23 protein-coding genes are annotated in these 25,879 nt (G+C 72.1%); 6 read left to right on the plus strand and 17 right to left on the minus strand.

The window, feature by feature from the left end; translation table 11 throughout:
* Window positions 1-1,126, plus strand: a 1,126-nt coding sequence (locus ACIQVZ_RS19800; RefSeq protein ID WP_402451526.1) for an integrase, incomplete at its 5' end; no start/stop codon positions are given.
* Here ACIQVZ_RS19800 and ACIQVZ_RS19805 read toward each other — a convergent pair.
* The 9 genes from ACIQVZ_RS19805 to ACIQVZ_RS19845 all read right to left on the minus strand — a co-directional run bounded on the left by ACIQVZ_RS19805 (window position 1,095) and on the right by ACIQVZ_RS19845 (window position 12,828).
* Window positions 1,095-1,874, minus strand: coding sequence for an MFS transporter (locus ACIQVZ_RS19805; RefSeq protein ID WP_402451528.1), 780 nt, complete (start codon window positions 1,872-1,874; stop codon window positions 1,095-1,097). The two genes, ACIQVZ_RS19800 and ACIQVZ_RS19805, sit on opposite strands and share 32 nt — an antisense overlap.
* Window positions 1,875-1,972: 98 nt before the next feature.
* The gene (locus tag ACIQVZ_RS19810) at window positions 1,973-2,734 is read right to left on the minus strand and encodes a glucose 1-dehydrogenase (RefSeq protein ID WP_350879354.1); all 762 of its coding nucleotides are present in this window, start codon (window positions 2,732-2,734) and stop codon (window positions 1,973-1,975) included.
* Between the two features lie 52 nt (window positions 2,735-2,786).
* Window positions 2,787-3,029 (minus strand): acyl carrier protein, encoded by a 243-nt coding sequence (locus ACIQVZ_RS19815; protein ID WP_350879353.1) that lies wholly within the window; start codon window positions 3,027-3,029, stop codon window positions 2,787-2,789.
* 95 nt (window positions 3,030-3,124) lie between these two features.
* Window positions 3,125-4,372 (minus strand): aminotransferase class I/II-fold pyridoxal phosphate-dependent enzyme, encoded by a 1,248-nt coding sequence (locus ACIQVZ_RS19820; protein WP_350879351.1) that lies wholly within the window; start codon window positions 4,370-4,372, stop codon window positions 3,125-3,127.
* The gene (locus ACIQVZ_RS19825) at window positions 4,369-6,336 is read right to left on the minus strand and encodes a condensation domain-containing protein (protein ID WP_402451531.1); all 1,968 of its coding nucleotides are present in this window, start codon (window positions 6,334-6,336) and stop codon (window positions 4,369-4,371) included. Before ACIQVZ_RS19825 ends, ACIQVZ_RS19820 begins: the two co-directional genes overlap by 4 nt.
* Before the next feature lie 10 nt (window positions 6,337-6,346).
* Complete coding sequence (gene fabF / locus ACIQVZ_RS19830; RefSeq protein ID WP_402451534.1) at window positions 6,347-7,624, minus strand: beta-ketoacyl-ACP synthase II; 1,278 nt, start codon at window positions 7,622-7,624, stop codon at window positions 6,347-6,349.
* A complete protein-coding gene (locus ACIQVZ_RS19835) occupies window positions 7,621-9,327 on the minus strand; it encodes a thiamine pyrophosphate-binding protein (protein ID WP_402451537.1) in 1,707 nt (568 codons plus the stop codon). Before ACIQVZ_RS19835 ends, fabF begins: the two co-directional genes overlap by 4 nt.
* A 5-nt stretch (window positions 9,328-9,332) precedes the next feature.
* Window positions 9,333-12,011, minus strand: coding sequence for an aldehyde dehydrogenase family protein (locus ACIQVZ_RS19840; RefSeq protein WP_402451539.1), 2,679 nt, complete (start codon window positions 12,009-12,011; stop codon window positions 9,333-9,335).
* 223 nt (window positions 12,012-12,234) lie between these two features.
* On the minus strand, window positions 12,235-12,828 hold the full coding sequence (locus ACIQVZ_RS19845) for a TetR/AcrR family transcriptional regulator (protein ID WP_402451542.1): 594 nt from the start codon (window positions 12,826-12,828) through the stop codon (window positions 12,235-12,237).
* Window positions 12,829-13,222: 394 nt separating this feature from the next.
* On the opposite strand from ACIQVZ_RS19845, the gene ACIQVZ_RS19850 reads away from it, so the two are divergent.
* A complete protein-coding gene (locus tag ACIQVZ_RS19850) occupies window positions 13,223-13,414 on the plus strand; it encodes a hypothetical protein (protein WP_402451545.1) in 192 nt (63 codons plus the stop codon).
* 507 nt (window positions 13,415-13,921) lie between these two features.
* Here ACIQVZ_RS19850 and ACIQVZ_RS19855 read toward each other — a convergent pair.
* Window positions 13,922-14,419, minus strand: coding sequence for a MarR family winged helix-turn-helix transcriptional regulator (locus ACIQVZ_RS19855; protein ID WP_402451547.1), 498 nt, complete (start codon window positions 14,417-14,419; stop codon window positions 13,922-13,924).
* A gap of 18 nt (window positions 14,420-14,437) precedes the next feature.
* Here ACIQVZ_RS19855 and ACIQVZ_RS19860 point away from each other — a divergent pair, with 18 nt between their 5' ends.
* Window positions 14,438-15,340, plus strand: coding sequence for an alpha/beta hydrolase (locus ACIQVZ_RS19860; protein ID WP_402451549.1), 903 nt, complete (start codon window positions 14,438-14,440; stop codon window positions 15,338-15,340).
* A gap of 197 nt (window positions 15,341-15,537) precedes the next feature.
* Here the strand turns inward: ACIQVZ_RS19860 and ACIQVZ_RS19865 are convergent, their stop codons facing one another.
* From ACIQVZ_RS19865 to ACIQVZ_RS19880, 4 genes are all read right to left on the minus strand, one after another.
* Window positions 15,538-16,233: an alpha/beta hydrolase gene (locus tag ACIQVZ_RS19865; RefSeq protein ID WP_350879340.1), complete on the minus strand. Its 696-nt coding sequence runs from the start codon at window positions 16,231-16,233 to the stop codon at window positions 15,538-15,540.
* A gap of 325 nt (window positions 16,234-16,558) precedes the next feature.
* Window positions 16,559-17,953: a DJ-1/PfpI family protein gene (locus ACIQVZ_RS19870; protein WP_402451552.1), complete on the minus strand. Its 1,395-nt coding sequence runs from the start codon at window positions 17,951-17,953 to the stop codon at window positions 16,559-16,561.
* Window positions 17,954-18,125: 172 nt separating this feature from the next.
* The gene (locus ACIQVZ_RS19875; protein ID WP_350879336.1) at window positions 18,126-19,106 is read right to left on the minus strand and encodes a DJ-1/PfpI family protein; all 981 of its coding nucleotides are present in this window, start codon (window positions 19,104-19,106) and stop codon (window positions 18,126-18,128) included.
* Between the two features lie 229 nt (window positions 19,107-19,335).
* Window positions 19,336-20,199, minus strand: coding sequence for an amidohydrolase family protein (locus ACIQVZ_RS19880; protein WP_402451555.1), 864 nt, complete (start codon window positions 20,197-20,199; stop codon window positions 19,336-19,338).
* Window positions 20,200-20,410: 211 nt separating this feature from the next.
* On the opposite strand from ACIQVZ_RS19880, the gene ACIQVZ_RS19885 reads away from it, so the two are divergent.
* The gene (locus tag ACIQVZ_RS19885; RefSeq protein ID WP_402451558.1) at window positions 20,411-21,664 is read left to right on the plus strand and encodes an MFS transporter; all 1,254 of its coding nucleotides are present in this window, start codon (window positions 20,411-20,413) and stop codon (window positions 21,662-21,664) included.
* A gap of 47 nt (window positions 21,665-21,711) precedes the next feature.
* Here the strand turns inward: ACIQVZ_RS19885 and ACIQVZ_RS19890 are convergent, their stop codons facing one another.
* Window positions 21,712-22,206 carry an FBP domain-containing protein gene (locus ACIQVZ_RS19890; RefSeq protein ID WP_402451560.1) on the minus strand — a complete coding sequence of 165 codons (495 nt, stop codon included), beginning with the start codon at window positions 22,204-22,206 and terminating at the stop codon, window positions 21,712-21,714.
* 71 nt (window positions 22,207-22,277) lie between these two features.
* Between ACIQVZ_RS19890 and ACIQVZ_RS19895 the strand changes: the two genes are divergently transcribed.
* Together ACIQVZ_RS19895 and ACIQVZ_RS19900 are read left to right on the plus strand one after the other, a co-directional pair.
* Window positions 22,278-22,847 (plus strand): TetR/AcrR family transcriptional regulator, encoded by a 570-nt coding sequence (locus tag ACIQVZ_RS19895; protein WP_063351909.1) that lies wholly within the window; start codon window positions 22,278-22,280, stop codon window positions 22,845-22,847.
* A gap of 150 nt (window positions 22,848-22,997) precedes the next feature.
* Window positions 22,998-23,651: a GAP family protein gene (locus tag ACIQVZ_RS19900; protein WP_402451562.1), complete on the plus strand. Its 654-nt coding sequence runs from the start codon at window positions 22,998-23,000 to the stop codon at window positions 23,649-23,651.
* A 124-nt stretch (window positions 23,652-23,775) separates the two neighbouring features.
* Here ACIQVZ_RS19900 and ACIQVZ_RS19905 read toward each other — a convergent pair whose 3' ends face one another.
* Together ACIQVZ_RS19905 and ACIQVZ_RS19910 are read right to left on the minus strand one after the other, a co-directional pair.
* A complete protein-coding gene (locus ACIQVZ_RS19905) occupies window positions 23,776-24,630 on the minus strand; it encodes a universal stress protein (RefSeq protein WP_402451565.1) in 855 nt (284 codons plus the stop codon).
* Window positions 24,631-24,901: 271 nt separating this feature from the next.
* Complete coding sequence (locus ACIQVZ_RS19910; RefSeq protein WP_402451567.1) at window positions 24,902-25,555, minus strand: 1,4-alpha-glucan branching protein; 654 nt, start codon at window positions 25,553-25,555, stop codon at window positions 24,902-24,904.
* Between the last annotated feature and the right edge of the window lie 324 nt (window positions 25,556-25,879).

A 25,879-nucleotide genomic window follows, 5' to 3' on the forward strand; every position in this document is an offset into this window, starting at 1 on the left:
CCTCTGGTTCGAAGGGGTCAGTCTGCGCAGCAATTCCATGAGGTCGTACAAGTCCCGGCTGTCGGCTGTGATTCGCCCCTATTGGGCGCAGAGCACGGTGGACGGGATCACGCCCATCCAGTACGACGCGTTCAGGAAATTCGTGCAGGCCAAATACTCGCACAACTACGCGAACGCAGTCCTGAGTACATTTAAGATGATCATGGACGATGCGGTAGTGAAGTACAAATACCGCGAGGAGTCGCCCATCGTGGAGCAGAAGCGGCGAGGCCTGTACAAGAAGAAGCAGGTGCGCCGAGTCAAGCGGCAGCTGTCCACCCGATCCGTGCACCAGGTGGCCCAGAACGCCTACCACGTCTGGGGATTCGCTGGGTGGACCTATATCTGGACCATCGCCTTCACCGGACTGCGGCCGCCGGGCGAGATGTTCGGACTGCAGCGCGGCTACGCCTCGCCGTACTGGCCCGCCTCCGAGCCGGACGCCGAGCTGCGCGTGGAGGCCCTCCAGCGGTACGAGTCCCTCCACGCTCTCCGGGTGCAGTACCAGACCTATCGGGCCGACAAGAGAGCAGTGCTGGCTGCGCCGAAGTACGACAGCTGGAGGACGATCGTCATCCCGCCGTTCCTGCACGAGATGCACCAGGCCCTCCTGGCGTCGCACGACCAGCCGTGGATGTTCCTGTCGATGCAGGGCAAGCCGCTGTTAGACACGAACTTCAATGACACCTACTGGCTCCCGATCCGGGACGGCGCCGAGGAGCGGGCGTCCCGGCCTCGGTACGAGCGGTGGGCCCGGCCAGCGCTGCCGGCCGTCGAGGAGATGGCTGGAGAGGACATCTACCGGCTGCGGCACTGGCACAAGGCGAAGCTGGACGAGCCGGGCGACATCCCACGGGTGGCAGTCGAGGGGCGGATGGGTCATGAGCTGCCAGGAGTGGAGGGCACCTACAGCGAGGTAACACTCGTGATGGAGGAGCGGATAGTTGGGTATCTCCAGAGAGTGTGGGAGAAGGAGGTGGTGGGGGCCTCGCTGTGGACGCCGACTTTTCCCATGCCTCTCCCAGACAGCCCCGCGAATCCGGCTCCGTCGCTGTTCAGCGGCCTTCCCATCCTGGAGTACCAGTGATCAGGGCGATGGCTGCCAGCATCCCGCGCACCAGTGGTTCGTGCCAGGTGTACCTCAAGCCCACGCCGAGGGCACGCGCACTGCTGAACTGCTCGCCGTCGACGGCGGCCGGACCGGCGTCGTCCCCGGCACCTTCGCCACGTCGTACCACGCGGATCAGCGTGCTGAGGACGACGGCGGCCAACGCGGCCATCGCCACGATCCCACCGAGCGTCGCGGCGAAGCCGACCGCGGCGATGCATCCGGCGGCCACCGCCGGGCCGACCAGATCGCCCCCCGACTCCGCGCCCTGCACCAGCCCGTTGACCCGGGAGAGCTTGTCGGTCGGCACGACGGCGGGCAGCAGCGCCAGGGCCGCCGGGAAGTACGCGGCGTCGGCGGCGCCGAGCAGCCCGCCGAGCAGCGCGACCGTCGTCAACGACGGTGAGGTGAAGGTGACCAGGGCGCCGAGGGCGAGCAGGACGGCGACCCGGAGCCAGGCGGCACCGGCCACGACACGGGTGGGACCGAGGCGGTCGACCAGTACTCCCGCGGGAGGCAGGAGCACCGCTCGCGGCAGCGCCACGGCCACGAGCACCAATCCCGTGGCGATTCCGGGTTCCGACAGGTCGAGCACGAAGAGCGTGAGCCAGACGATGAACAGCGCATCGACCACGGCCGCCAGCCCTTGACCCGCGATCAGGCGGCGCAGGTGCGAATCGCCGAGCGGTTCGCGCGGAAGGGACCGGGCAGTCGGCTCCGTCGTCATCGGTGGCTCTCCGGGGTTCGGGTTCGGGGCGTCAGCATGGCGTGGCGGCGGCCCATCGGCGGCACGGGCGGCTCGGGCGGGTCCGGCGCCGGATGTCACTATGCGATGTGGGTGCCCCCGTCGACCGTCAGGGTGGTGCCGGTGATGTAGGACGCCGCGTCGGAGACGAGGAAGACCAGAGCCGCAGCGAGCTCCTCGGGCCGCCCGATGCGGCCTGAGAGCACCCGCGGCATCATCGCCTCCAGGTAGCCCTCGGCGTAGCCGTCGGTCATCGCGGAGGTGAAGAGACCCGGCGCGAGGGCGTTCACGCGGATGCCCCTGCCGGGGGTCCACTGCTGGGCGAGATCGCGGGTGAGCCCGAGGATCCCGGCCTTCGACGCCGAGTAGGCGGCCTGCGGCAGCCCGCCCGTGACCAGGGCGAGGATGCTCGAGACGTTGACGATGGAACTGCCGGGCAGCATCACCGCGCCTGCGGCCTGGGCCATCCAGTAGGAGCCGTTGAGATTGATGTCGATGACCTCGCGGAACTGCTCCGGGGTCTCCTCCGCCGCGGGTTGCTCACTGCTGATCCCGGCGTTGTTGACGAGAATGTCCACTCGCCCGAATGCCCGCACAGCCGCGTCGACCAGCCTGCGGCAGTCCTCCGGCTCGGCGACGTCGGTGCGTACGGCGACGGCCCGGCGGCCGAGCTTCTCGACGGCCGCGCGCACGGTCTCCAGCCGCTCGGTGCGCCGCGCCCCGAGGACGACGTCGGCGCCGGCCTCCGCCACCGCGGTGGCGAAGGCGACGCCCAGCCCGGAGGAGGCGCCGGTGACCACGGCGACGCGGCCGTCGAGCCGGAAGCGATCGAGGACGCTCATGGCTGCCCGACCTCCTGGGGAGCCTCGTGGGGAAGGGCCGCGCCGGCGGCGGTCACCGGTGCTCGGCGACGTAGTTCACCGCGTCGCCGACGGTCCTCAACCCCGTGACCCGGTCGTCCGGGATCTTCACCTCGAACCTGTCCTCGACCGCCACGGCGATCTCCATCATGGCCAGGGAGTCGACGTCGAGGTCGTCGGTGAACGACGTCTCGGCGCTCACCTCGGCGGAGTCGATGCCGAGGACCTCTTCGACGATCTCGGCAATGGCGTTGAGGATGTCGGTGTTGTCCACCACGGGTTCCTTCCGCTGGGGATGGGGATGGGGATGGGGTCGGCGTAGCTCATCGGTCGGTGGGGCGGGCCTCGGTGCGGCGGGCGTCGGTGGGGACGTCAGAGCCCGAGGCGTCGTCGGTAGGCGAGGAGGGTGTGCAGGAAGCCGTCCATCTGCTCCTCGGTGTGGCCCGCGTGCGGGAACAGGCGCAGGAGCGCCTGGTTGCGTGAGACGGCCGGGTAGGAGAAGACGGGTACGAGGTAGCCGTCCTCGACGAACCACTCCCGCATCTGCAGGGCGGCGGCGTCGCTTCCGATCGGCACCGAGAGCATGTACGACTCGGTCGGCGTCGTCGCCGTGCCGGCCTCGTGCATCTGCCGGCGAAGGCGGGCGGCATGCGCCAGGTAGTCGTCGACGATCCCCGGATCGCCGGCGAGGACGCCGATCGTGCGGTCGGCGGCGTAAGCGGTCGGCGGCTGGATGGCGGCCGTGAACATCGAAGTGCCGGAAAGCAGTTCGAAGGCGTCGATGGCCGCCGCCGGCCCGGCGATCGCGCCGCCTTCCAGACCGATGGCCTTCGACAGCGACACCATGACGAAGTCGGCCCGCTCCCGGATCGCCGCCGCCTCCCGGGCGTAGGGACGGTTCTCGGGTCCGTAGACCATGAAGCCGTTCGCATCGTCGATCATGCTGACGGCGCCGTGCCGGTCGCACTCGTCGAGGATCTCCACGATCGGCCCCATGGTGCCGTCGGCCGAATAGATGCTCTCGGCGATCACCACGGTCTTGCGGGTGCGGACCCGCTCCAGGACGCGGGCCAGGTCGGAGACGTCGTTGTGCCGGAACGCGTGGACGTTGCGGCCGTAGCCGAGCCCCTGGAGGCCCTTCCAGATGCTCCAGTGGACGTCGCGGTCGACGACGAACACGGTGTCGTGGTTGCGCACCTCGATCCCGGCGTCGAAGTGCGCGGAACTGCTCATGGCGTGGACGAACCCGATGTTGGCCAGGAGCCCCGTGGCGAAGCTGATGGCTCGTTCCTTGCCGGTGTGACGGGCGATCGTCTCCTCCAGCACCTGGTGCGGGCGGCAGATCCCCTGGGTCATCCTGGATCCGCTGGTGCTCAGGCCGTGGGCGAGCGCCCCCTCCGCGAAATGCCGCCGTACCGGGACGTGGCGCTCCAGATCGAGGAAGCTGATGCTGGCGAAGTTCACCAGCTCACGGCCGTTGCGGACGATGGTCGGTCCGACGGGACCGTCCACCACCGGCGGGCGGTACGCCGTGTCGTGGGTGTTCGCCTCGACGAAGGCGGCGAAGGCCCACGGGGCCAGGCGGTCCGCGGACGGGCCGGCGGTGCGGGACGCGGTCATGGCGAGGTGTCTCCTCCACGATGGGCGCGGGGCGGTGAGGGCTCCAGGGCGGTGGCGAGGTGGCCGAGCGAGGCCGTTCCGGCCAGCTCGTCCGACGCGATCCCGGTGAAGCCGAACTGGTGGAGCAGCGCCAGCAGGCGGGGGACGGCGACCAGGGTGACGCCGTGGTCGGCGAGGCAGCGGTTCATGTCCACCGCGTCAGGCCGGTCGGGGGAGCCGTCCGGCGGATCGCCGGGTGCGACAGCGGCCACGGCGGCGGCCAGCGCCCGTTCGGCGTCCGTCGTGGGCGGGCGAGACGGGATCCGCAGCGTTCCCGCGCCGGTGGTGGGGGTGTAGGACCGGTCGGACCCGGGGCCGGCCGGGGACAGGACGTAGCGGGCCGGGGCCGCGATGCCGGGCACTTCGTCGAGGTGGTCCAGGACGTGGCGGTGCAACTCGTCGGGGGTGACACCGGGAGCGGTGCGGGCGTGTGCGACGAGGTGCGGTTCGCCTTCCCCCGCGGCGTCCTCGCTGGGCGCCACCGTCACGTCGAGCACTCCGGGGTGGCCGCGCAGCACCTCTTCGACCCTGGCCGGGCACACCCATCCCTGCGGGGCGCGCCACCATCCGGCGGTGGCCGGTGCACGTGGGCGCGCCGGAACCGGGCACTCGGCACCGTCGGCGAGCGCGCGCAGGAAGGCGCACAACCGGACGGGCAACGCCACGGCCTGCCCGGCGTCGAGCAGGTGGTCCCCGACGGTGACATCGAGGGTGACGACCCCCGCATCGAGGCCGAGGTCGACGTACAGCGTGTCGCAGGGCTCGTCGGGCGCGCTGCGGATCCAGGTCGCGGACCCGTCCGGCGGAGTGTCGGGCGCGGGGACCAGGTACCCGGGGACCAGGTAGTCGCGCGGCCACGAGTAGCAGTTGTACTCGATGGTCGGTACGGTCACGACACCGCGGCGACGGTCCATGCGCGCCTGGGCGGCGACCAGTTCCGCGGGGCGCCACTGACCGTGCCGGTAGGCGGCGGCGGAGGCGGCGGCGACCGAGGCGACCACCTCGCAGAACGCCGCGCCCGGGCGGAGGTCGATCTGGACCGGAACCGTCAGGGCACGGACGCCGACGCTGTTCCGCAGAGCGGCCCGGGCCCGGTTGGAGACCACCACCGACGCGAGGAAGCGGAGTTCGCCGGTGCGGGTGGCGACGTCGTGGGCCAGCGCCGCGAGCACGACGACCTCCGGACTGACCCGATGGCGCCGGGCGACGCGGTGGAGGTCGTCGTACGTACCCGCCGAGCGGTGCTGGAGGCGGTGGCGCCCAGCGCCGTCGTCGGTCCCGCCGAATGGGGCCAGCACACCGGTCGGGTTGCCCGCGAGCCGCGTGAGCCACTCGCGCTCCGCCGCGCGGGCGCGTTCCGGCGCCTGGGCGGCGATCGTGTCGAGCGGGTGCTGGGATGCCTCCTTCGGTGCGCCGGCGCCGCGCAGTCGGTCGTGCAACTGGTTGATCAGCACCGCCAGCCCCCATCCGTCGATCACGACGTGATGGGCGGCCAGCAGGACCGCACGCGGCCTCCCTGCCTCCAGCAGCACCCTGGCGCGCCAGGGCGGGTTCCGCTCGGGATCGATCGGGCGGGCGGCCAGCGCCGCGGTGGCGGCGTCCAGGGTGTCGGCATCGACGGCGTGGACGTCGAGGTGGTCGACCGGCAGCGGGGCCCAGTCCGCGCGGTGCACGTGCTGGACCGGGCGGAGCGGGTCGACCGTGGTGCGCAGTGCCTCATGACGGGCGGTGAGGGCTGCGAGTGCCGCGTGGACGTCGGCGACGGTGGCCGGCGGCGGGACGTGGCAGTGGTCGGCGAGGGGTGTCGGGTTCACCCGCCGTCGTGCGGGAATGGTGCGCTCGAACCAGTGCCACTGCTGGACCCAGGTCAGCGGCCCGCTGCGGGTGGCGGCGGCGCTCGGGGTCGGCTCCGGGAGGCGGTTCACGGCCGGGCCCTCACACGGCTCGGACCACGAGAGCGGCATTGTGGCCGCCGAAGCCGAACGAGTTGCTGAGCGCGATCCGCATCCGCTCGTGGTGCTGCGCCCGGTGCGGCACGAAGTTGATGTCGGGGTCGATCGGCTCGTCGCAGTTGACGGTCGGCGGGACGTCACCCGTGCGCAGGACCTGGATCGACGCCACGAGCTCGACCGCTCCGGCGGCACCGATCATGTGCCCGGTCATCGACTTGGTGGAGCTGACCGGGATCCGGGTGACACGATCACCCAGCACCGTGCGCAGGACGGCCGTCTCGGTGGCGTCGTTCAGCAGCGTTCCGGTGCCGTGCGCGTTGACGTAGTCCACGTCCGCCCCCGTGATCCCCGCGTCGCGCAATGCCGCCTCGACGGCGAGGCACGCGCCCCGCCCCTGCGGGTGCGGAGCGGTCCAGTGATGAGCGTCGGAACTCGCTCCGTAACCCGCGAGTTCGGCCAGAGCCGTCGCCCCTCGCCCGTCGGCCACCTCGGCGGCCTCCAGCACCAGCACGGCGGCTCCCTCGCTCATCACGAACCCGTCGCGGTGCGCGTCGAACGGCCGGCACGCCGCGGTCGGGTCGTCGTTGCGCCTGGACAGCGCGCGGGCGTTGCCGCTGCCCGCGAGGTCGACGGCGGTGACGCAGGCGTCGGCGCCGCCGACCAGGACGACGTCGGCCTCCCCGTTGCCGATCATGCGCATCCCCGCGCCCACCGCGTCCGCGCCGCTGGCGCACGCCGTGCTCTGGGCCCGGCTGGGCCCCTGGGTGCCGAGACGCATGCTGATCTCGCAGGCGGCGCTGTCCATGGCGGTGGTGACCTGGGTGAACGGGCTGATGCCCCGCGGCCCCTTGTCGCGCAGGATGTTCGCGGCGCGGTAGATCGACCCGACCGGGCCGTAGCCGCTGCCGATGACCACGGCGACCCGCGGCGCCAGGCGGTCGTCGACGACGAGTCCGGCGTGCTCGCACGCCTCCAGCGCCGCGGCGAGGGCGTACTGTGCGTACGGGTCGGCGCGGCGGCTGACCGCCGGCGGCATGTAGCGGCCGGGTGTGAAGCCGCGCACCTGGCCGCCGATCCGGACTCCGAGACCGGTCACGTCGATCGCGTCCACGGTGGCGATGCCGCTGCGCCCGGCGAGCATCGCCGCCCATGTCTCGCCGACACTGTGGCCGAGCGGCGTCACCGCCCCGTACCCGGTGACCACCACCCGGCGCCGGGGCCGGCTGCGCCCGGCGTCGCCCCGCTCTCCCGCGTTCGTCACTGGGGAACCACCTCGGCGTCGCGGATGCAGGGGAGGATGTCGTCGGGTGCGACGGGCACCATGAGCACGGCGGTGCCTCCCCGGGAGCAGAACCGCCGCGCGGCAAGGATCTCCTCGGTCAGCGCGGCCTTGTCGCGCAGCACTCGACAGTGGACGTCCGGCCCGTCCACCACGGGCGGCGGCGCGCCGGGGCGGGCGAAGGGGTGCCGTTCGGCGTCGAGACCGAGGCGGGCGCGTTGGGCGTCCAGCCAGCCGTAGCCGCCGTTGCACAGCACCACGTACAGCACGCCGCCGTGGGCCGCAGCGGTGACGGCGATGTCCGCGCGGGCCGCGAGGAACGCTCCGTCCCCGATGAACGCGGTGACCTCGTGGTCCGGGGCGGCCCGTTTGACCCCGATGGCCGCGGCCGCTCCGAAGCCCAAGGGGGTCTGCTCCGACGGCACGACGGACCCGCCACCGACGTGGAAGGGGAAGCCGTAGGACCACATGTCCTGCAGCCCGTTCTCCTGGACCAGCACGTGGCGCTCGCCGGCGGTGGCATCGAGCGCGGCGAGCAGCTCGGCGATGCGGATCCCCGGTAGCGTCGCCGCGCGGACCAGCTCCTCCTCCACCTCGAGCGACATGGCCTTACGGGCGACGGCGATCCTGTTCGCCCACACCTCGGTCGCGGCCGCGCGCTCGGCCTCGCCGCCTTCCTCCAGCACCCGCGACCAACCGAGCACGGCGTGCCGGGCGTCCCCGAGCACCCGCGGGCCCGGGAACTCGGCCGACAGGCCGCCCGGATCCACGTTGACCTGCACCACCGTGACCGGGGGCCACGGTGTTCCGCCTTCGACGACCGTCTCCTCCAGCCGCCCGGCGAGCGAGACCACCAGGTCGCAGGACGACCACAGTTCGCGGGCGGGGGCCGCGGCGTAGAGGCCCGCCAGGCCGCAGAACAGCGGGTGGTGCTCGTCGACGGCACCCCGGCCGGACGCGGTGGTGAACAGTGCCGCGCCGAGGCGTTCGGCGAAACACTCGACCACACCGCCGCCGTTGCGGTGCCGCATTCCGCCGCCCACCAGCACCACCGGACGCCGGCTCTCGCGGATCGCCGCCAGGGCCGGTCCCGGTGTCACGGGGACGGATTCGAGGACCAGCGGTTCGGGCAGCGTCGGCCACGCTCCGGTGACGAGGACCTCCGCCGTCCGGACGTCATCGGGCACTTCCAGGTACACCGGTCCGGACGGCGGCCCCACCGCTCGGGTCAGCGCCGTCACCGTCGCGGGGACGACCCGGTCCGGGTGCCCGACCCGGTGGGCCCACCGCACGAGCGGCGCTGTCACGGCGACCTGGTCGAGTTCCTGGAACCCGCCGCTGCCCCGGCGGCGTTCGGGCATGCCGGCGGCGAGCACGAGGACGGGCGCACCGGACTCCCGCGCCTCGAGCAGCCCCGTGGCCGCGTGTGTGACAGCCGGGCCCTTGCCCAGTGCGCATACGGCGAGCCGGCCCGACTGCAGTGCGTAACCGGTCGCCATGTACATCGCGTTGCGCTGGTCACGGCACGGCACGAGGTCCAGGCCGGCGGCGTCGAGGGCGCGCAGCAACTCCAGATCGTCGCCGGGCAATCCGAAGCAGGTGTCCACGCCGTTCGCCACCAGCAGGTCGACGATCGCGGACCACGCGTCGGCGTACCGCTTGCTCACCGGGCTCACCTGGCTCACCTGGCTCACTCCCCGCTCGCCGTGACGGGGGCAGCCGCCGGGAGGGTCTGCGCCACGGCCTGCGACATGAGCAGCGGTTCGGCGTGCCGCTCGCCGCCGTAGGAGATGTAGTTCGCCCGCATCCCGAATCCACCGAACGGGCGGTTGCCGTCCTCGGCGTCGAGCAGCGTGTGGTCGACACAGGTCTGGTGACGCTTGGCCAGGACATCCACCGTCTGCGGATCGTTCCCGTAGACCATCGCTCCCAGCGCGCGTTCGCTGAAGTAGGGGTTCGACAGCCGTTCACGCAGCAGCCTCGCGCTGGGGTAGGCCACGACGTTGAACACCGGGGCGAACATCTCTTCGAGGGGGATCTTGTCGTCGAAGCCCCAGAGCAGCACGGTCGGCTCGATCTTGCGGGACGGCAGGTCGATGCGCCCGCCGTGCCGGATGCGACGCGCATGGTGCACCAGGTAGCCCGAGCAGTTCACCAGCGCCGAGTCGTAGAAGATCGGACCGTAGTCGGCGACGGGGTCGCCGTTCTGCCCGAAACGCAGCGAAGCCAGTTCGGCGGACAGCAGGTCGACGAATTCCTCGGTGCGGCCCTTCGGTGTGAACACGACGTCGGGACCGAAGCAGTCCTGGCCCGAGTTGTAGAGCCGGAGCCTCGTGACGTCGTGCACGGCGCGGGTGAGGTCGGCGTCGGGTGCGATCACGAAGGGATTGATGCCGTTACCGAAGAAGAGGAGGAGTTGGTCTTCTGCCAGCCCCTCGCGGACGGTCTCGGCATTGGCGTAATTGCCGGTGAAGACGATGAGGTCCGCTTCGCGTACCGGTCCCGTCACGAACTTGCGCTGACTGAGCTCGGAAAGGCTGATGGGCAGGCCGTGAACCGGCGCCAGCAGGTCGTGCAAGCGTCGCATCTGGCTTTTGATCTCGGAGGACGGCCGAAAGGTGATTCTCTCGCTGTAAAGGGATGCTGTGAGCATGTAGAGCGCGTAGGAATGGAGCGGCATGTTGGAGGGCATGAAGACCGCGACCCGAGGCACGCAGCCGGGCCGGACGCGACGGATCTCCTCCTCCGCTCCGTCCAGGGTGGCGAGGAACGAGCGGATCTCCGCGCCGGCGGTGTGGTGGGGCGAGATCTCGGTGAGGATTCCCCTCACCGCGTCCTCGTGGTCGGCCACATACCGGCGCACTGCGCGCAGCGCGTCGACGCGGTCGGCGAAGGGGATGCGGTAGCCGGTGGTGCCGGTGGTACCGGTGGTCGGGTCGGCGGTCGAAGCGGACGCGGTGACGTCGGCGGTCGCCCTGGGCGATGCGGACAGCGAGCTCATGGCGATCTTCTCCAGAACGGCCCGGTCGGGCTTTCCCGTGTTCGTGAGGGGCAGCGAGGGAAGCACGACGATCTGATCGGGCTGCTCGTAGCGGGCGAACACAGGGCGCAGCAGCCGTTTCCAGTGCGCGGGCTCGTGAGCGTCCGGGTCCGCGATCACGAACACCAGACGGCAGCCCAGACGCGCGTCGGGGAGCGCGACGACCTCCGTCTGTGCGCCGGCCGACTCGGCCAGCTTGGCGAGGTGGTCGGGATAGAGCGTGTGACCGTCACGGTGCGCGGCGTGCTTGCGCCCGACCGGGAAGACACGGCCGGCGTCGTCGACCAGGCCGATGTCGCCGGTGCGGTGAACGGGACTCGACACCGGAACGACCTCGCCGTCGGTGCCGAGGTGGCCGGTCATCAGGCCGTCACTGCGGACGACGAGCTCGCCGAGCCGGCCGGGGGGAAGCGGCCTGCCGTGGTCGTCGTGGACCTCGACGACCACACCGGGCAGCGGTGTGCCGCACCCGACCGGATCGGCAGGGGGCGCCAGCGCGATGTTTCCCGTCTCGGTCGCTCCGTAGCCGTCGAGCAGGTGCCGGCCCGTGCGGGCGTGGAACCGGGCCGCCAGGCTGCTCCCCAGCGGCGCGCCGCCCACGCACCAGGCTCGTACCGTCCCCAGCGCGTTCACGAGGGCGGGGCGACGGTCGAGCAGGTTGAGCAGGCTGTAGTAGGTCGAGGGGGCCCCGTCGACGATGGAGAGGCCGTGGTCCACGCCGACCACGAGCGCACGGTCCAGGCGCGTGGTCGATCCGTAGACCACGAGCGTGCCGCCGCCCAGCCACCAGCAGAGGACCAGCGACAGACCGTACTGGTGGGAGTACGGCAGGATCGGCAGGAAGACGTCGTCAGGCCGGTACCCCATGCGTTCCGCACTGAGCGCGAGGTTGTCCAGAATCGAACGGCCGGAGCGGACGATGCCTTTGGGGCCGCCGGTCGTCCCCGACGACCAGGAGATCGCGGCGTCCTGACGCCGTGCCCAGCTCGCGACATCGGGCACGGCCGCCGAGTTCGAAGCGGGGCGCGCCGCCGCGGTGCGGCCCGCGCCGTCGCCGATTTCGAGCACCACGCGCGCCTGGCCGCGGATCTTCGATCGCTGCGACGGGGTGGCTCGATGATCGGCCAGGACCACCGAAGCGTCGAGGTGAATGAGCGCGAGCAGGGTGACGACCCATTCCGGGGAATTGGCCCCGCTCATCATCACCCGTGAACCGGGTTCGACGCCACGGCGTGCAAGAAATTCGGTGGCGGCGAATGCGCGGGCCACGATTTCGTCGGTCTCCCAGATGCGCCCGTCGGGCGAGATCAGTCTCCTGGAAACGGGCAACTTGTGCTCCTCAAAACCAGGTGGTTCACATTGACTGTCCCATGACTGCGGAACGGTGTCGAGTGCTTCGACGAAATTCCGCTACCTGTGCAGGGTGATTGGGTGTGCAGTGACGAAAGAGGCGTATGAGGAGTGGGATATCCTCAATATAAATAATTTCATATGGCTATTGAGGGTGAGGGTGGCCCCGCCACCCCGGCCCGCGCTCCGGACCGGCCCTGGCTCATTCCTGGCCTTCGACGATGGAAGTCAGGCCGTCGAGGAGCGTCTTGAGACCGAATTCGAAGAGCGCGTCGAGACGCAGGTCGTAGCCGTCCTCGAAGGCTCCGACCACCTTGGTGAAGGCCGGGAAGCGGCCGGATGCCACCAGTTCCTGGAGGGCGGGGGCGCGGCTGTCCATCCACTGGTCCTCCGACTGGCCCGTGGCGGCTTCGGCGTGCGCCTCCATCTCCAGGTGCACCGCCAGGCCCTGGACGTGGCTGTAGAGCAGGACGTGGACGTCGAACAGCGTCGTGGGGTCGAGTCCGTGGCCGTCGAGGGCGCCCAGCCCCCATTCGCCGTGGACCATCAGATTGGGCACGAGCAGCGGGCGAGTGAGGCAGCCGAGCTGGGCCAGCCACGGGTGCTGCCGGTACAGGCTCCACAGGGTCCGGGCGCCCAGTTCGATGCGGGTACGCCAGTCCTCGGGGGCTTCTGCGGGGTAGGACCTCTCGCCGAACGCGGCGTCGGCCATGCGCAGGACGAGGTCCTCCTTGCTCGGGACGTACCGGTAGGTCGACATCGCCGCGACGCCGAGGCGGGCCGCGACGCCGCGCATGGAGAGCGCCGAGAGCCCTTCGGCGTCGGCGCGGACAACTTCCTCGCCCTGGACGACTGGCAGGTGTGGCTGCGGGACGGCGACGCGGGTTTCGGCATCATGCCCGTACGCGACAACACCGAGCTCAGGATCGCCTTCGGCTTCGAGTCCGCCCCCCTCGCCCGCGCCCTCCGCGACGGCGACGCCCTCCGGCAGCTCGTCGTGGACAAGCTCGCGTCGACGCGATGGGAAGGGGCCCGTTTGGCCGAGGCCGCCCGGAAGGCCCCCGACTTCTACTGCGACGCGATGGCCCAGATCCGCATGGACTCGTGGTCGCGGGGCCGGGTGGCCCTGCTCGGAGACGCCGGCTACTGCCCTTCCCCCCTCTCGGGGCAGGGCACCAGCCTGGTCTCTCGTGGGCGCCCACGTACTGGCCGACTGCCTTGCCCGGGCCGCCGGCGACCACCGTGCCGCGTATGCCCGCTACGAGCGGCGGATGCGCCCGTTCGTCACCCTCAACCAGGCCCTGGCCACCGAGAACCCCGGCGGACCCGCCTCGGAGGAATCCGTCGCGCACGCCAAGAACGCACTCGCACTGGACAGCTGAGCCCTGCCCCGGACGGGCACCGAAGCCGACCGGGGAGGGCCTGAAGCGGCGGCGAGGCCTGCCCGACGCAGGCGTCGGCCCCCTCTACCAGGAGGGGGCCTCTACTGCTCCTGCGACTTGCACTCTCGTTCTTGACGCCTGCAATGCTTTCGTTGATGCCGTCCGTGCTCACTGGCCGGACGGAGCGTCGCGTACGACGCGGCGAGATGCTGTTCCGAGAGCGACCCCGCTGGGGGCCTCCGTCCGTGCGCAGTCGGACCGGACGGTTTGTTTCGTTTCACCCGGGTGTGCTCGGGACGTGGCCGCTCCTCCGGACGGGCGGTGACGCTCCCGAGTTCCCTGCTCTCCGCGGGGCTCTCGCCCTACGCGGCTTCCATGGGGACAGCTCCAGCCTGCGCCTTGCCGGCCGCGGAGGCAACCCCGACAGGGCCTTCGCCGAAGGTGACGACAAGGGGGCGCGGTGTCGCCGGGCCGCGCGTAGGCGGGCGGTCGACCGGGCTCGCGCCTTCAGCCGGTGGGGGTGCCGACCTGGTCGCGTTCGAGCGCGGAGCGCAGCCGGCGGAGAGCCTGGGCGGCGGCTGCCGTCGTGGACTGGTCGAGGGCGCCTTCGACCAGCTCGCTCAGGCCCGCGGCGAAGGTCGCCTCGGCAGCATCGAGGAGCTGTGAACCGTCGTCGGTCAGGGCCAGGAGCGAGGACCGGCGGTCCGCCGGATTGGCCTGGCGGACGACCCAGCCCTGCTTCTCCAGGCGGTCGACGCCCTTGCTGGTCGCGCCGGCTCCGATGGCGAACTCCGCGGCGAGGTCGGCCACCCGGGCCCCCGGGTGCTCGCGCAGGAACCGCAGGAACTCGAACTGCGAGGTCACGATGCCGTGGCGCTCGCGCAGGCGGTCGTTCAGCGCGTTGTACAGGCGCGTCTCGCAGCGGACGAGATCCGCGAAGAATCCTTGGAGGTCGGCGGCGCCGTCCGATGTATATTCCACGGCATATAGTGTAGAGGAAGCCATTCCACAGGAGGAACGCAGATGAGCAAGGAACAGCTCGCCAAGATCGACGCGATGCTCCGCCGGCCCCGGCCGGAGGGCCAGCGCTCCGTCGAGGAGCTGCGCGCCGGGTTCAGGGCGCTGATGGACACGATGATCGTGCCGGACGACGTCCGCACCACTCAGGCTGTGCTCGGAGGCCGGCCCGCCCTGCACGTCACACCGGACAGCGGCGCGCGCCCGGGCACGATCCTGTACTTCCACGGCGGCGGCTTCGTCTTCGGCTCTCCCGAGACCGCACTGTCGCTGACCGCGCAACTCGTCTCGAGGACCGGGCTCGACGCGTACTCGGTGGACTACCGGCTGGCCCCCGAGCACCCGTTCCCGGCTGGTCTGGAAGACAACCTGAGCGCCTACCGCGCCCTCCTCGACAGCGGCCTGGACGCGTCCGCCATCGCGTTCGCCGGGGACTCCGCCGGCGGCGGTTACGCGGTCACCACCGCCCTCGCCGCCCGCGACGCGGGCCTGCCGCTGCCCGCCGCGATCGTGGCCTTCTCCCCGGGCCTGGACGCCACCCGGAGCGGGGAGAGCATGACGACCAAGGAGGGCATCGACCCGATCTTCACCCGCGAGGCCGTGATGCACACCGGGGCCATGTACCTCGCCGGCCAGGACCCCGAGCAGCCCCTCCTCAGCCCGGCGCTCTTCGCGGACCTGACCGGCTTCCCCCCGCTCCTCATCCAGGTGGGCGCCAACGAGATCCTCCTCGACGACTCCACCCGCCTCGCCGCCCGCGCCCGCGACGCCGGAGTCGACGTGATCCTCGACATCACCGCCGACGCCCCCCACGTCTTCCAGGCCTTCGCGGGCGGCACCCTCGACGAAGCCGACCAGGCACTCGACCGCGCGGCCCTCTTCCTCACCCAGCGCATCCCGACCCCCTGACGTCTCGACCGCACCGGTGTGACGGGGCATCACCCCGAGGCCGCGGCTGTGCGGACCTGCGGCCGGTTGGCGCCCCACCACCCTGGCCGGGTCCGCCGGCGGCCGGAAGGTCTACCGATTCCAGACCGCCCGGTGACCTCGTCGCCGGCGACATCCGGCGGTCGAGGTCTGTCCGATGAGGTGTTCGGCCGCCGCCGTCACAGGCTCAGCAGCAGGTCCCGGACCGCTGCCGGTTGGGACAGGAACGGGTGGTGGCCGGCGTCGAGCTCGACGACGCTGCCGGCCCGGCGAGCGAACTCGCGCTGCAACTGCGGTGGGGTGCCCCGGTCCTGGGCGCAGACGAGGTAGGTCGAGGGCACCTGCTGCCATGCGGCCGCCCGGACCGGCTGCCCGGTCACCTGCACGCTCTGCCGGGCGAGGTGGCCCGCCGCCTGCGCCTGGACCTCGGGGTCGCAGTCCTGGAGGAACGTGTCCACGAGCAGCTCGGAGCGGACCCCGAACGTGCCGGCGTCGGGGTCGACGTCGAGGAACGGGGCGGGGCGGCCGTCCCCGAACTCCGACAGGCTCTGTCCGACCTCGGGCAGGTAGCTGGAGACCAGCAGCAGGTGGCGCACCGCCCCGACTCCAGCGGCGGCTTCCGCGGTGACGACACCGCCGTAACTGTGGGCGACCACGACGGTCGGCTCGTCGCCGGCCTGCAGCACCCGCCGCACCGCGGCGACGTCCTCGGGCAGGCCCGGACCGCCGACGCCGCCGGGCGGGCCCGCCTCGCCGCAGCTCGGCAGCGCCGGGGCCACGCTCGGAACCCCTCGCTCCTGAAGCAGGCCGGCGGCGCGGTGCCACCACCACGAACCGTCCCGCACGCACGCCCCGTGCACGAACACGACCCTCATCGCCACCTCCGCGTCGACCTCGACCGTCGTCCGACCAACGGTAGACGCGGCCGCCGTTACGGCGGGGAGGCGAAGGGCGCATCGCTGTGGACGGCGTCGCCCCGGATCCAGGGACACTTACCGGGAAGCTCTGCGATCGAGGATCCGCCACCTCGGGCGCCGCCGGGGAAACGCCGTCACGTCACGTCCCCGGACGTGTCATTGCTGGGCGTCGGTCGGGGCGCGGACGCGTTCGGCGGCTCGTGGGCGAGTCCAGGCGGGTGGGCCAGGTGCCGGTCGTCGCATCCCCTGCGTCGGCGGCAGCATGCCCGCAGCGTCAGGGGAGCTACGCCGCGGGGCGCCGCCGTCGAACCGTGTGTCGGATCGCCGTCGGTGCCAGCCCCACCCCCACGCTCACGACGACCGCCGCCGCGGCCAGCAGAGTGGACCGCCAGGGCCAGGACGCGCCGGTCAGCTCCAGGTGGGCCGAGGGGTACTCGGAGAACTTCGCGGTGGCCAGCGCCGTGCGACGGTCGCTGTTCTCGGCAAGGTCCCGCAGCACCGGATCGAAGCCGAACTCCCCGGACCGCCTTCCTCCGCCGGGCAGTTCGGCGGCGAGCCCGTTGCGGCGGGCCCAGCCGTCCAGCGCGCTGCCGAGGTCGGAGGTGTTCTTGACACCGGGCACCACGAAGCGATCCGCCCCGTGGGCGCCCCCCTCCGCCGACCGGGTGACGAGGACCAGGCCGTGGCGGGTGGTGACGGTGTCACCGGCGCCGATCACCAGCGTCCGGGTGGCGAAGGAGACTCCGCCGTATCCCTCGAAGGCGGCGGCCGCGTCGATCTCCTCGACTCCGTCGACCAGTCCGATGGCCGTGGTGGGGCGCAGCCACGGGAATGCGGCGTTGAAGGCGTACGGGAGATCGCCGAGGGCGAGATGGTTGGCCGGTATCACGGTCGGTCCGTCCGGAGTCCAACCGGGGTAGGACAGGCCGGTGCCGATACGGGTCGCCTCCGCTGTGCCGGCCAGTTCCTCGACCAACCGCAGCGCACCCATGGTGCCGGAGGTGACGCCTGCGGTGGTGGTCACCCGCCCGTCCTCGACGTAGCGCAGCCCTCGCTTCCAAGCGACCTTCGGGTAACTGCGTTCCAGGGAAGTGATGTTGGCCCAGAACGACGTGGCGTCGCGGTCGTCGAGCAGACCGGAGGCGGCCAGGAGTTCGGAGCCCGCGCACACCCCGAGGATCCGGGCGCCCTTGTGGTGGCGTTCGACGATCCACCGGCGCAGGCGCTCCTCGCCCGCGCCGGTGGGGTCGGTCACGGCGGGCACGACGACCACGTCGGGTTCCGGCAGAGTGCCGTCCGCCACCTCGGCCAGCGTGTGGTCGGGCAGCAGATGGGCGCCGCCGGACAGCGGGGAGACACGGCGTTCGGCCGCCACCGTGTAGACGAACATGTCCCGCGACTCGGCGAACACCTGGTAGGGCGCGAGTACATCGGTGGCCACGGAGCCCTCGTTGCCTACCGCGACAGCCACCGTGATCCTGCCCTCCGGTACCGGCCGGGCGGCAGGCCACACCCCGGCATCGGATCCGCGAGGGGCGGCGGCGAAGCTGTCGGCCATCGACGCGTTCACCCCCGCGAAGGCGATCCCCGCGAAGGACGCAGTCGCCAGGGCTGTGCCCAGCAGTACCCAGCCGGTGCGGCGCAGTGCCCGGTGCCCCTTGCGCGTCTCGGAACTCATCTCAAGCAAGACATACCTCAACAATCCGGGCACGTTTTTGGCAGCACGGTGCCGTCGGCCCTCGTGGAAACGGGAAACGGGAAACGGGAAACGGGAAAGAGGAAGGGAAAGAAGGGGGAGAAGCGGGGGAAACGGCCGGGAAGGAGGCCCCTTCGTCGAGGATGCCAGTCCGTCAGGCAGTCGGCCGCGGTGGTGCGCGCAGCAGCGAGGGCGGCGCTCCGAAGGCGTCGGCGACCACCCGGCGCAGTTGCCGAGCGTCGCGGTATCCGCATCGGAGCGCGACCGCCTCCACCGTCAGGTCGGTATCGGACAGCAGGGTGCGGGCCCGCTCCAGTCGCAGTTGCCGCTGGTAGGCGAACGGGGTGATACCGGCAGCCGTGGTGAAGGCCCGCGTCAGACCGCGCGGGGACAGCCCGGCGATGCCTGCGAGTTCACGCAGGGTGAAGGCGACGTCCAGATGCTGCGCCAGATGGTCCTGCACCCGGTGCACCGCGGGCTGGACATGGTCGCGGTGCCGCAGGAACGGGCTGATCTGTGCCGCGTCCCCGTCCCGCCGCAGGTACAGCACCAGTTCACGCGCGACTCCCGCGGCCAGTTCGGGGCCGTGCTCCCGCTCGACCAGGGACAGTGCGAGATCGATCCCCGACGAGATGCCCGCGCTGGTGCTGATCCGCCCGTCGTGCACGTAGAGCGCGGCCTCACGCACCAGGGCCCGCGGGTACCGGTCGCGCATCGCCGAGGTGAGCGACCAGTGGGTCGTGCACGCCCTGCCGTCCAGCAGCCCCGCCTCCCCCAGAACGACTGCACCGCTGCACACGGACGCCACCCGGGCACCCGCGTCGTGGGCCTCGCGCACCCAGCGCACCACGGCGGGTGCCACCGGCCGGTCTGATCCGGTCAGCCGGGGGCCCGGCACGAGCACCAGATCACCGGCTGCCGCCCGGCTCGTCGACAGCGGTGCCAGCCCCGCCAGCCGCAGGCCTTGCGCGGACCGCAGACCGTCCGCCTCGGAGACGAACTCCAGCCGGTAGCCGCCGCCGAGATGCGCCGCAGCGTCGAACACCTGCACAGGACCACCGAGGTCCAGCAGATTCACCTCGGGCAGCACCAGGACCAGCACCCGCCCGGTACGCCCGTTCGTCTCCTCGCTCACCCCGCCACGGTAGGCCGCCACGAACCGTCCGCACGAGGTCTCCCAGGGGCGGGCGGCGGACAGATTCGGCACTGCCGTCCCAGCTGTGGAACGCGATCAGGCGTCGTGAGACGTCGCCCTTCGTGATCGTCAGGCCGCCCACTCCGCAGACAACCACCCACGACCGGCACGAGCACCCCGACACCGGTCACACCAGCCCTACGGCCTGCGGCTTCAAGTCGGCGGAGGCTCACTGCGCCTGCGCCTGCAGCTGCGGTCCGGATACCGCTCGCCGCCCGGGGGACCAGTTCAGCAGCCGGGCCGGGTTCGCGGTGACGGCGGCGTGCAGGACCGACGGGTCGACGTGCGCGGCCGGCCAGGCGAGGCAATCGGCGAACGTCCTGTTGCGTTCGTGGCGGGTCCAGGGCCAGTCGCTGCCCCACAGCAGGCGCTGGTGGCCAGCTTCCTCCAGCACGCGCCGCAGCATGAGGCCCGCCGCGCCGGGGGCGCAGCGGTAGGGCGCGGAGGCCTTGATCCACACGTGGTCGCGCGTAGCCAGGTCCAGTACCGCGCGGTCGGCGCCCTCGGATGCGCCCGGCAGGCCGAGGTGGTCGATCACCACGGGGGACGGCCAGCTACGGAGGGCGGGTGCGATCGCCGTCCACTGTTCGCCCGCCGCGTGCACCTCCAGGTGCTGCCCGCGCTCGGCCAGCAGTACGGCCACCTGCCGCCAGTGCGGACCGGCCAGGTCGGGCACCCGGCGGCCGATCAGGTTGAGGCGGATGCCCGCGACGCCGTCGACGGCGAGCGGGGCGAGCGCGTCCGCTCGGCAGGGCCGGTCGTGGTCCAGCACGATGACGGCGCGGAACCTGGTGGAGTGCCGGGCCAGGCAGCCGAGCAGGAACTCGTTGCGCGACCCCAGGAAGCTCGGCTGGACGAGGATCGCGCCACCGATGCCGTGCCGGTCGAGCAGCGCCAGGTACGTCGCCGGGAGGGCGTCGTAGTCCGGCACGTAGCGGGGGCGGTCGACCCTGGGCAGGCCGCGGTGGAACACGTGGGCGTGGGTGTCCACCGACTCCACCGACTCCGCCGACGCGGCCGATTCGCAGATCACCCGTCGATGGTAGGTCCGGGGTCTCTGGACCGGGGGTCTCTGGACGTTCACCTGACCGACTGTCATATTGGCCTGCGTGTTCGACGACGTACTGACGTGCTCACGTTCAGGGCGGCCGGTGCCGCGGAGGCGCTGCCGCCGCGCCGCGCCGGTCGTCGGCTTCCGCCACCGCACCGACTGCTACCGCATCGACCTCGGGTAAGGAGCGAGCATGCGTCAGTGGTACCGCTCGGCAACGCCCGCGGGCCGACGGGCGTTCTGGGCCACCTTCGGCGGCTGGGCGCTGGAAGGGGCCGACGCGCAGATCTACGGCCTGGTGCTGCCGACCCTCACCGCGCTGTGGCATCTCACCAGCGGCCAGGGCGGGTTGGCCTCCTCGGTCACCCTGGTCTGCACCGCGCTCGGCGGCTGGCTGGCCGGGGCGGCCTCCGACCGGTGGGACCGGGTGGCCGTCCTGCGCTTCACCATCGCCTGGTACGCGGTGGCGACCGCGCTCGTCGGCTTCGCCGACGGCTTCGAATCCCTGCTGGCCTTCCGCTGCCTGCAGGGGATCGGCTTCGGCGGTGAGTGGGCCGCGGGCGCGGTGCTGATCAGCGAGTACGTGACCACGCGGTACCGGGGCAGGGCCCTCGGGGCGGTGCAGAGCGGCTGGGCCGTGGGCTGGGCCCTCACCCTCGCCGCCTACTCGGTGCTGGTCGCCGTCCTGCCGCAGGCCTGGGCGTGGCGGGCGATGTTCTGGCTGGGCGTGCTGCCCGCCCTGCTGGTGCTCGCCCTCCGCCGGGGGATCGCCGACCCCACGGCCGACCAGCGGCGGCGGGAGAAGGCGTCGCCGACGGAGATCTTCCGCCCCGGCCTGCTGAGGGTCACCGTGTTCGGCGCGCTGCTCGGGCTCGGCAGCCACGGCGGCTACTACGCCCTCACCACCTTCCTGCCCACCTACCTCCACGCCACCCGGCACCTGTCGGTGATGGGCGGCAGCGGGCACCTCGCGGTCTTCATCGCCGGCTCGTTCCTCGGCTATCTCGCCTCCGGGTGGCTCTCCGACCGGATCGGCCGCCGCCGCAACGTCGTCCTCTTCGCCCTGGGCTGTCTCGTGACCCTCGTTCCCTACCTGCTGCTGCCACTCGGCGATCTCGGCACCCTCGTCGTGGGCGCGCCGCTCGGGTTCTTCTCGGCCGGCATCCCCGGCGGACTGGGCGCACTGTTCGCGGAGCTGTACCCCACCCGCGTCCGGGGTACCGGGCAGGGCTTCTGCTACAACCTGGGCCGCATCGTCAGCGCCGCCTTCCCCGCCCTCGTCGGCTACCTCTCCGGGCGCCTCGGACTCGCGGCGAGCATCGCCCTCTTCGCGGGGCTCGCCTACGCGCTGGCCGCCATCGCCGCCATCTGCCTCCCCGAGACCCGAGACCGCGAACTGCCCCACGACCCGGCCCCCGCCGCCCGTCCGGAGCGCATCGTCGGCTGACGGCCGTGGTGTGCGGCACCGCGAACCGGGGCGATGTCCGTCATGGGTCACGCGGGTGACGCGGTGACCTTGGCGACGAAGGCGGCGACGTTGGCCATGGTGCGCCGGATCTTCTCCTCGACGGTGAGCGACTCGTGCAGCCGGGTGCCGGTCTCCCGCCTGCCGCGCACGTAGAGCGAGCAGGCGAGGTCGCTGCACATGTAGGCACCGACGGAGTTGCCCTGCTTGCCCGCCTTCCCGGCCAGTGGCGCGACCAGCAGCGAGACGCCTCCGGTGTGGGTGGTCACGCAGAGCGAACAGATGCTGCGCCGGGCCTGCCAGGAGGCGGCACCGGAGGAGCGCAGCGCGACCGCCACCACGCGGCCGTCGTACTCGGCCGCGAGATAGGCGCGATCGGGTGCCTGCGGGTCGCGCCACCCGAGGAAGTCCAGGTCGTCCCAGGGCTGTTCGGCCAGGTCGCGGGGGATGTGCAGGCGCTTCGCCTCGCCCTTGGTGCAGTTCAGGAAGGCGGTACGGATCTCTTGTTCGGTCAACGGCTTCATAGGGGATAACGTAAATTACCTAGGACTATTAGGCAAATGTATAATGGCCTCAGTCGATCGGAGGGAAGGCCATGGCGCGCGTAGGACTGAACGCGGAACGACTCACCCGGGCGGGAGCGGAACTGGCCGACGAGGTCGGCTTCGACAAGGTCACGGTCTCGGCGCTGGCACGACACTTCGGCGTCAAGGACGCGAGCCTGTACTCGCACGTCAAGAACTCCCAGGACCTCAAGACCAGGATCGCCCTGCTCGCACTCGAGGAACTCGCCGACCGGGTCGCCGCCGCCCTGGCCGGCCGCGCCGGCAAGGACGCCCTGGCCGCCTTCGCCAACGCCTACCGCGACTACGCCCGCGAACACCCCGGTCGCTACGCCGCCGCGCAGCTCGAACTCGACCCCGAGACCGCGCGCGCCAGCGCCGGCGTCCGGCACTCGCAGATGACGCGCGCGATCCTGCGCGGCTACGACCTCGCGGAACCCGACGAGACCGACGCCGTCAGGCTGCTCGGCAGCACCTTCCACGGCTACGTGGCCCTGGAACGGGCCGGGAGCTTCCAGCACACCCCGCGCGGCACGGAGGACACCTGGGCGCGCATCCTCGACGCCCTCGACGCACTGCTGCGCAACTGGCCGGCGGCCTGACCGCCCGCTCGCCGCGATCGTAGACGAGCGGCCCCCGCGGGCCGACACGCCGACCGGCGCAACCCGACCTCACGGTCCGCAGTTGTCGTCTGATGGAACCGAACAACGAGGGCGGGCGAGTGCTGTGAAGCGGCGGGAGGAAAGTTGTCCGTGAACGTCGTGCTGAGCGAGGTGGCGCCGCTTGCCCTGGCCATCGCGTTGTCGCCGTTGCCGATCGTGCCGGCGCTCCTCCTGCTGTTCACTCCCCGGCCCAGGGCCACGGCCGGGGCCTTCCTGGCCGGGTGGGCGGCCGGAATCCTCGTGGCGGCGTCCGCGTTCACGGCACTCGCGGCCGTCATCGAGACCCGCGAGGAGACCCCCACCTGGGCGTCCTGGACCAAGGTCGTCCTCGGCTCGGTCCTCGTCCTGTTCGCCGGGCGGCAGTGGCACTCCGGCGGCAGGAAGGGGACCCCGGCCTGGATGCGGAGCCTCACGGATGCCACGCCGGCCAAGGCCCTGCGGCTGGGTCTCCTGCTGTCGGGGGCCAACCCGAAGACCATCCTGCTGTCCGCGGCGGCAGGGCTGACCATCGGCTCCGCCGAACTGGGCCCGCCCCGCACGGTCATCGCCGTGGCGGTCTTCACCGCGCTCGCCGTCTCCACCGTCGTGCTCCCGCTGCTGCTCCACCTCGCGCGGGGGGAGCGTGTCCTCACTCCGCTGGGCAGGGCCAGGACCTGGTTGGAGACCCATAACAGCACCGTCACCGCTCTGGTCCTCGCCGTGATCGGGGTGCTCCTCGTCATCGACGGTGCCGGCGGGCTGTGACCGGCGTGAGGGCCGCCTCCGCGGCGGAGCCCGCCGCACCGCACCGATCGCCTGCGCGGACATCCCCGGGATGACCGGTTTCAACTGGACGGATGGGGCCGCGGGTGGCGGCCCCCGCGGCCGGTCAGCTGTCCGGGACGACGGCGACCGGGCAGCGGACGTGGTGGATCGCGGCGTGCGCCACCGGGCCGAGGTGGGTGCCGAGGGGCATCCGCCGGACGTGGCGGCCGAGGACGACCAGCCGGGCCGTCTCCGACGCCTCCACCAGGACGATGGCGGCGCTGCCCCGGACGAGCTCGGACGTCACGGTCACCTGGGGATAGCGGGCCAGCCAGAGGGCCAGGACGTCGGCGAACCGCTTCCGCTCGGAGGCGGACAGCTCCTTCTCCAGCCCTCCGATGGCGTCGAACGCCATGTACTCGCTGCCGGCCGGCGGCGCCCAGACGTGGACGATCCGCAGGGGTGCCGAGCGGTGGGCGGCCGCCTCGAAGGCGAACGCGAGGACGTCGTCCGGCGGATGTGCGAGGTCGACGCCCGCCAGGACGGGGTCGGTGGCGGCGCCCCGCTCGCCCTCACCGGCCCGGACCAGCACCACCGGGCAGGTGGCCCGGCGCAGCACCTCCTGGCTCACCGAGCCGACCAGGAAGCCGCGCACGGGCCCCAGCCCGCGGGAGCCGAGCACGAGCACGGCGGCGGTCCGGGCGGCGGTCTCCAGCGCCTTGGCCGGGTCGTCGGGGACCTGGCGGGAGGAGACCTGGAGGCCGGCGTGCGTGGCGCGCAGTTCCGCCTCGCGGGCGGCCAGGGCGTCCCGGCTGCGGTTGTACACCTCGTCGGTGCCGACCGAGTCCCGCTTGGGCCAGGGCCAGGCCTGGAGGAGTTCGAGGGCGAGCCTGCGGCGCAGCGCCTCCCGGGCGGCCCACGCGGTGGCGGCGAGGCTCTCCGGCGAACCGTCGAAACCCGCGACGACGGGACCGTTCACGGCGACCTCCCAGGGGTCGGGCCCGGGCCGGGCAGGCCCGCAGCGAGTCGAGGGCGGCGGCGACCGTTCCGACCGCCCGCCGGAAGGGGCGGTCGAGCCGGACGCCGCGACCGTGGTCCATGCCGCGTCCCGCAGGCCGTACGTGGCCCGGGCACCCCGGCCAGTATCGGCGGGAGCCGCTGCCGGCGCCTCCCGGCGCGGGCCGCGCCCCGGGCGGTCCGGCCCCGGCTCGGCGGATCGGCCTGGGGAACGTGGCTGGTCGGAGCACCGGTCAGGCGCGCGGGGCGGGGTGCAGGACGGCGAACAGGCCCCGTGCGCGCGTGCCGTCGGGCAGCTGCCAGACGCCGCCGAGGTGGCCGGCGGTCTCCGGGGCCGGGAGGGCCGCGGCGGCGGTGGGGTGCAGCACCCGGTGCAGGCGCAGGGTCGCGCCCCGGGGTGCCGACAGCGCGGTGCCCTCCTGGTCGTCGGCGGCGGCGGTGGGGCTCAGGGGGGTGTCGCCGCGGTAGGAGCGGGTGACCTCCAGGTCGGGGGTGTCGCTGATGTTCTGGTCCTGGGCTTGGACCCGGCCCTCGACCAGCGCCGACAACTGGGCGACCAGCACCGGGTCGTGGCAGCCGTCGTAGGCCCAGCGCCGTCCCAGTTCGCCGTGCTCCATGGTGCCGACGAGCGCGTGCTCCGCCCCGTCGAGCGGGGCGCCGCGGTAGGTGAGCGGGACGAGGTAGGTGGCGGGGGCGGGGCCCGAGGTGTCGGTGACCACCATGAACTCGATCCCGACCTCGCCCTGCGGGTCGTCCAGCCGGAAGCCGCCGGCCTTGGCCAGGTCCGGGGCGCCCGCGCCGCCGCGGTACCAGGGGCGGGAGGGGAGCCAGGAGGCGAGCAGCTCCAGCTTGCTCGGCTGGAGGGTGGTGTGGTGGATGACGGACATGCCGGGGGTTCTCCTCCGTTGTACGGGTGCGACGGTCATACCCTCCCACCCGTACGGGACTGACGGGCAGGCAGGTTCTGCCTCGACGTTCGTTGCCGTTCCGGCCTGGCCCTGCTCCTGGTCCTGCTCCTGGCCCAACTCGCCGTCCTGTCCTGCGTCGTCCACCGGCGGGCCTGCCGCCCGGCACCCGCGCGGCCGTCGGGCGGTAGGGCGTACCGGCACCAACTCGCCAGTCTGGCTGGAAAGATGGTTCCGGGTCGGCCGAACTTGCGATCTTTCGGACAAGCAGGCGATCAAGGTCTTGATCTGCTGCGGGGTCACCCT

This window comes from Kitasatospora sp. NPDC098663, from assembly GCF_044760075.1.
In the GTDB taxonomy this organism is placed as follows: Bacteria; Actinomycetota; Actinomycetes; order Streptomycetales; family Streptomycetaceae; genus Kitasatospora.

Excerpts from the sequence above, each read along its gene's own strand:
- ACIQVZ_RS19805 (WP_402451528.1), bottom strand. The coding sequence starts at position 1,874 with ATGACGACGGAGCCGACTGCCCGGTCCCTTCCGCGCGAACCGCTCGGC.
- ACIQVZ_RS19810 (WP_350879354.1), bottom strand. The coding sequence starts at position 2,734 with ATGAGCGTCCTCGATCGCTTCCGGCTCGACGGCCGCGTCGCCGTGGTC.
- ACIQVZ_RS19820 (WP_350879351.1), bottom strand. The coding sequence starts at position 4,372 with ATGACCGCGTCCCGCACCGCCGGCCCGTCCGCGGACCGCCTGGCCCCG.
- ACIQVZ_RS19845 (WP_402451542.1), bottom strand. The coding sequence starts at position 12,828 with ATGCGCGGCGTCGCGGCCCGCCTCGGCGTCGCGGCGATGTCGACCTAC.
- ACIQVZ_RS19855 (WP_402451547.1), bottom strand. The coding sequence starts at position 14,419 with ATGGCTTCCTCTACACTATATGCCGTGGAATATACATCGGACGGCGCC.
- ACIQVZ_RS19860 (WP_402451549.1), top strand. The coding sequence starts at position 14,438 with ATGAGCAAGGAACAGCTCGCCAAGATCGACGCGATGCTCCGCCGGCCC.
- ACIQVZ_RS19865 (WP_350879340.1), bottom strand. The coding sequence starts at position 16,233 with ATGAGGGTCGTGTTCGTGCACGGGGCGTGCGTGCGGGACGGTTCGTGG.
- ACIQVZ_RS19870 (WP_402451552.1), bottom strand. The coding sequence starts at position 17,953 with ATGAGTTCCGAGACGCGCAAGGGGCACCGGGCACTGCGCCGCACCGGC.
- ACIQVZ_RS19885 (WP_402451558.1), top strand. The coding sequence starts at position 20,411 with ATGCGTCAGTGGTACCGCTCGGCAACGCCCGCGGGCCGACGGGCGTTC.
- ACIQVZ_RS19890 (WP_402451560.1), bottom strand. The coding sequence starts at position 22,206 with ATGAAGCCGTTGACCGAACAAGAGATCCGTACCGCCTTCCTGAACTGC.
- ACIQVZ_RS19895 (WP_063351909.1), top strand. The coding sequence starts at position 22,278 with ATGGCGCGCGTAGGACTGAACGCGGAACGACTCACCCGGGCGGGAGCG.
- ACIQVZ_RS19910 (WP_402451567.1), bottom strand. The coding sequence starts at position 25,555 with ATGTCCGTCATCCACCACACCACCCTCCAGCCGAGCAAGCTGGAGCTG.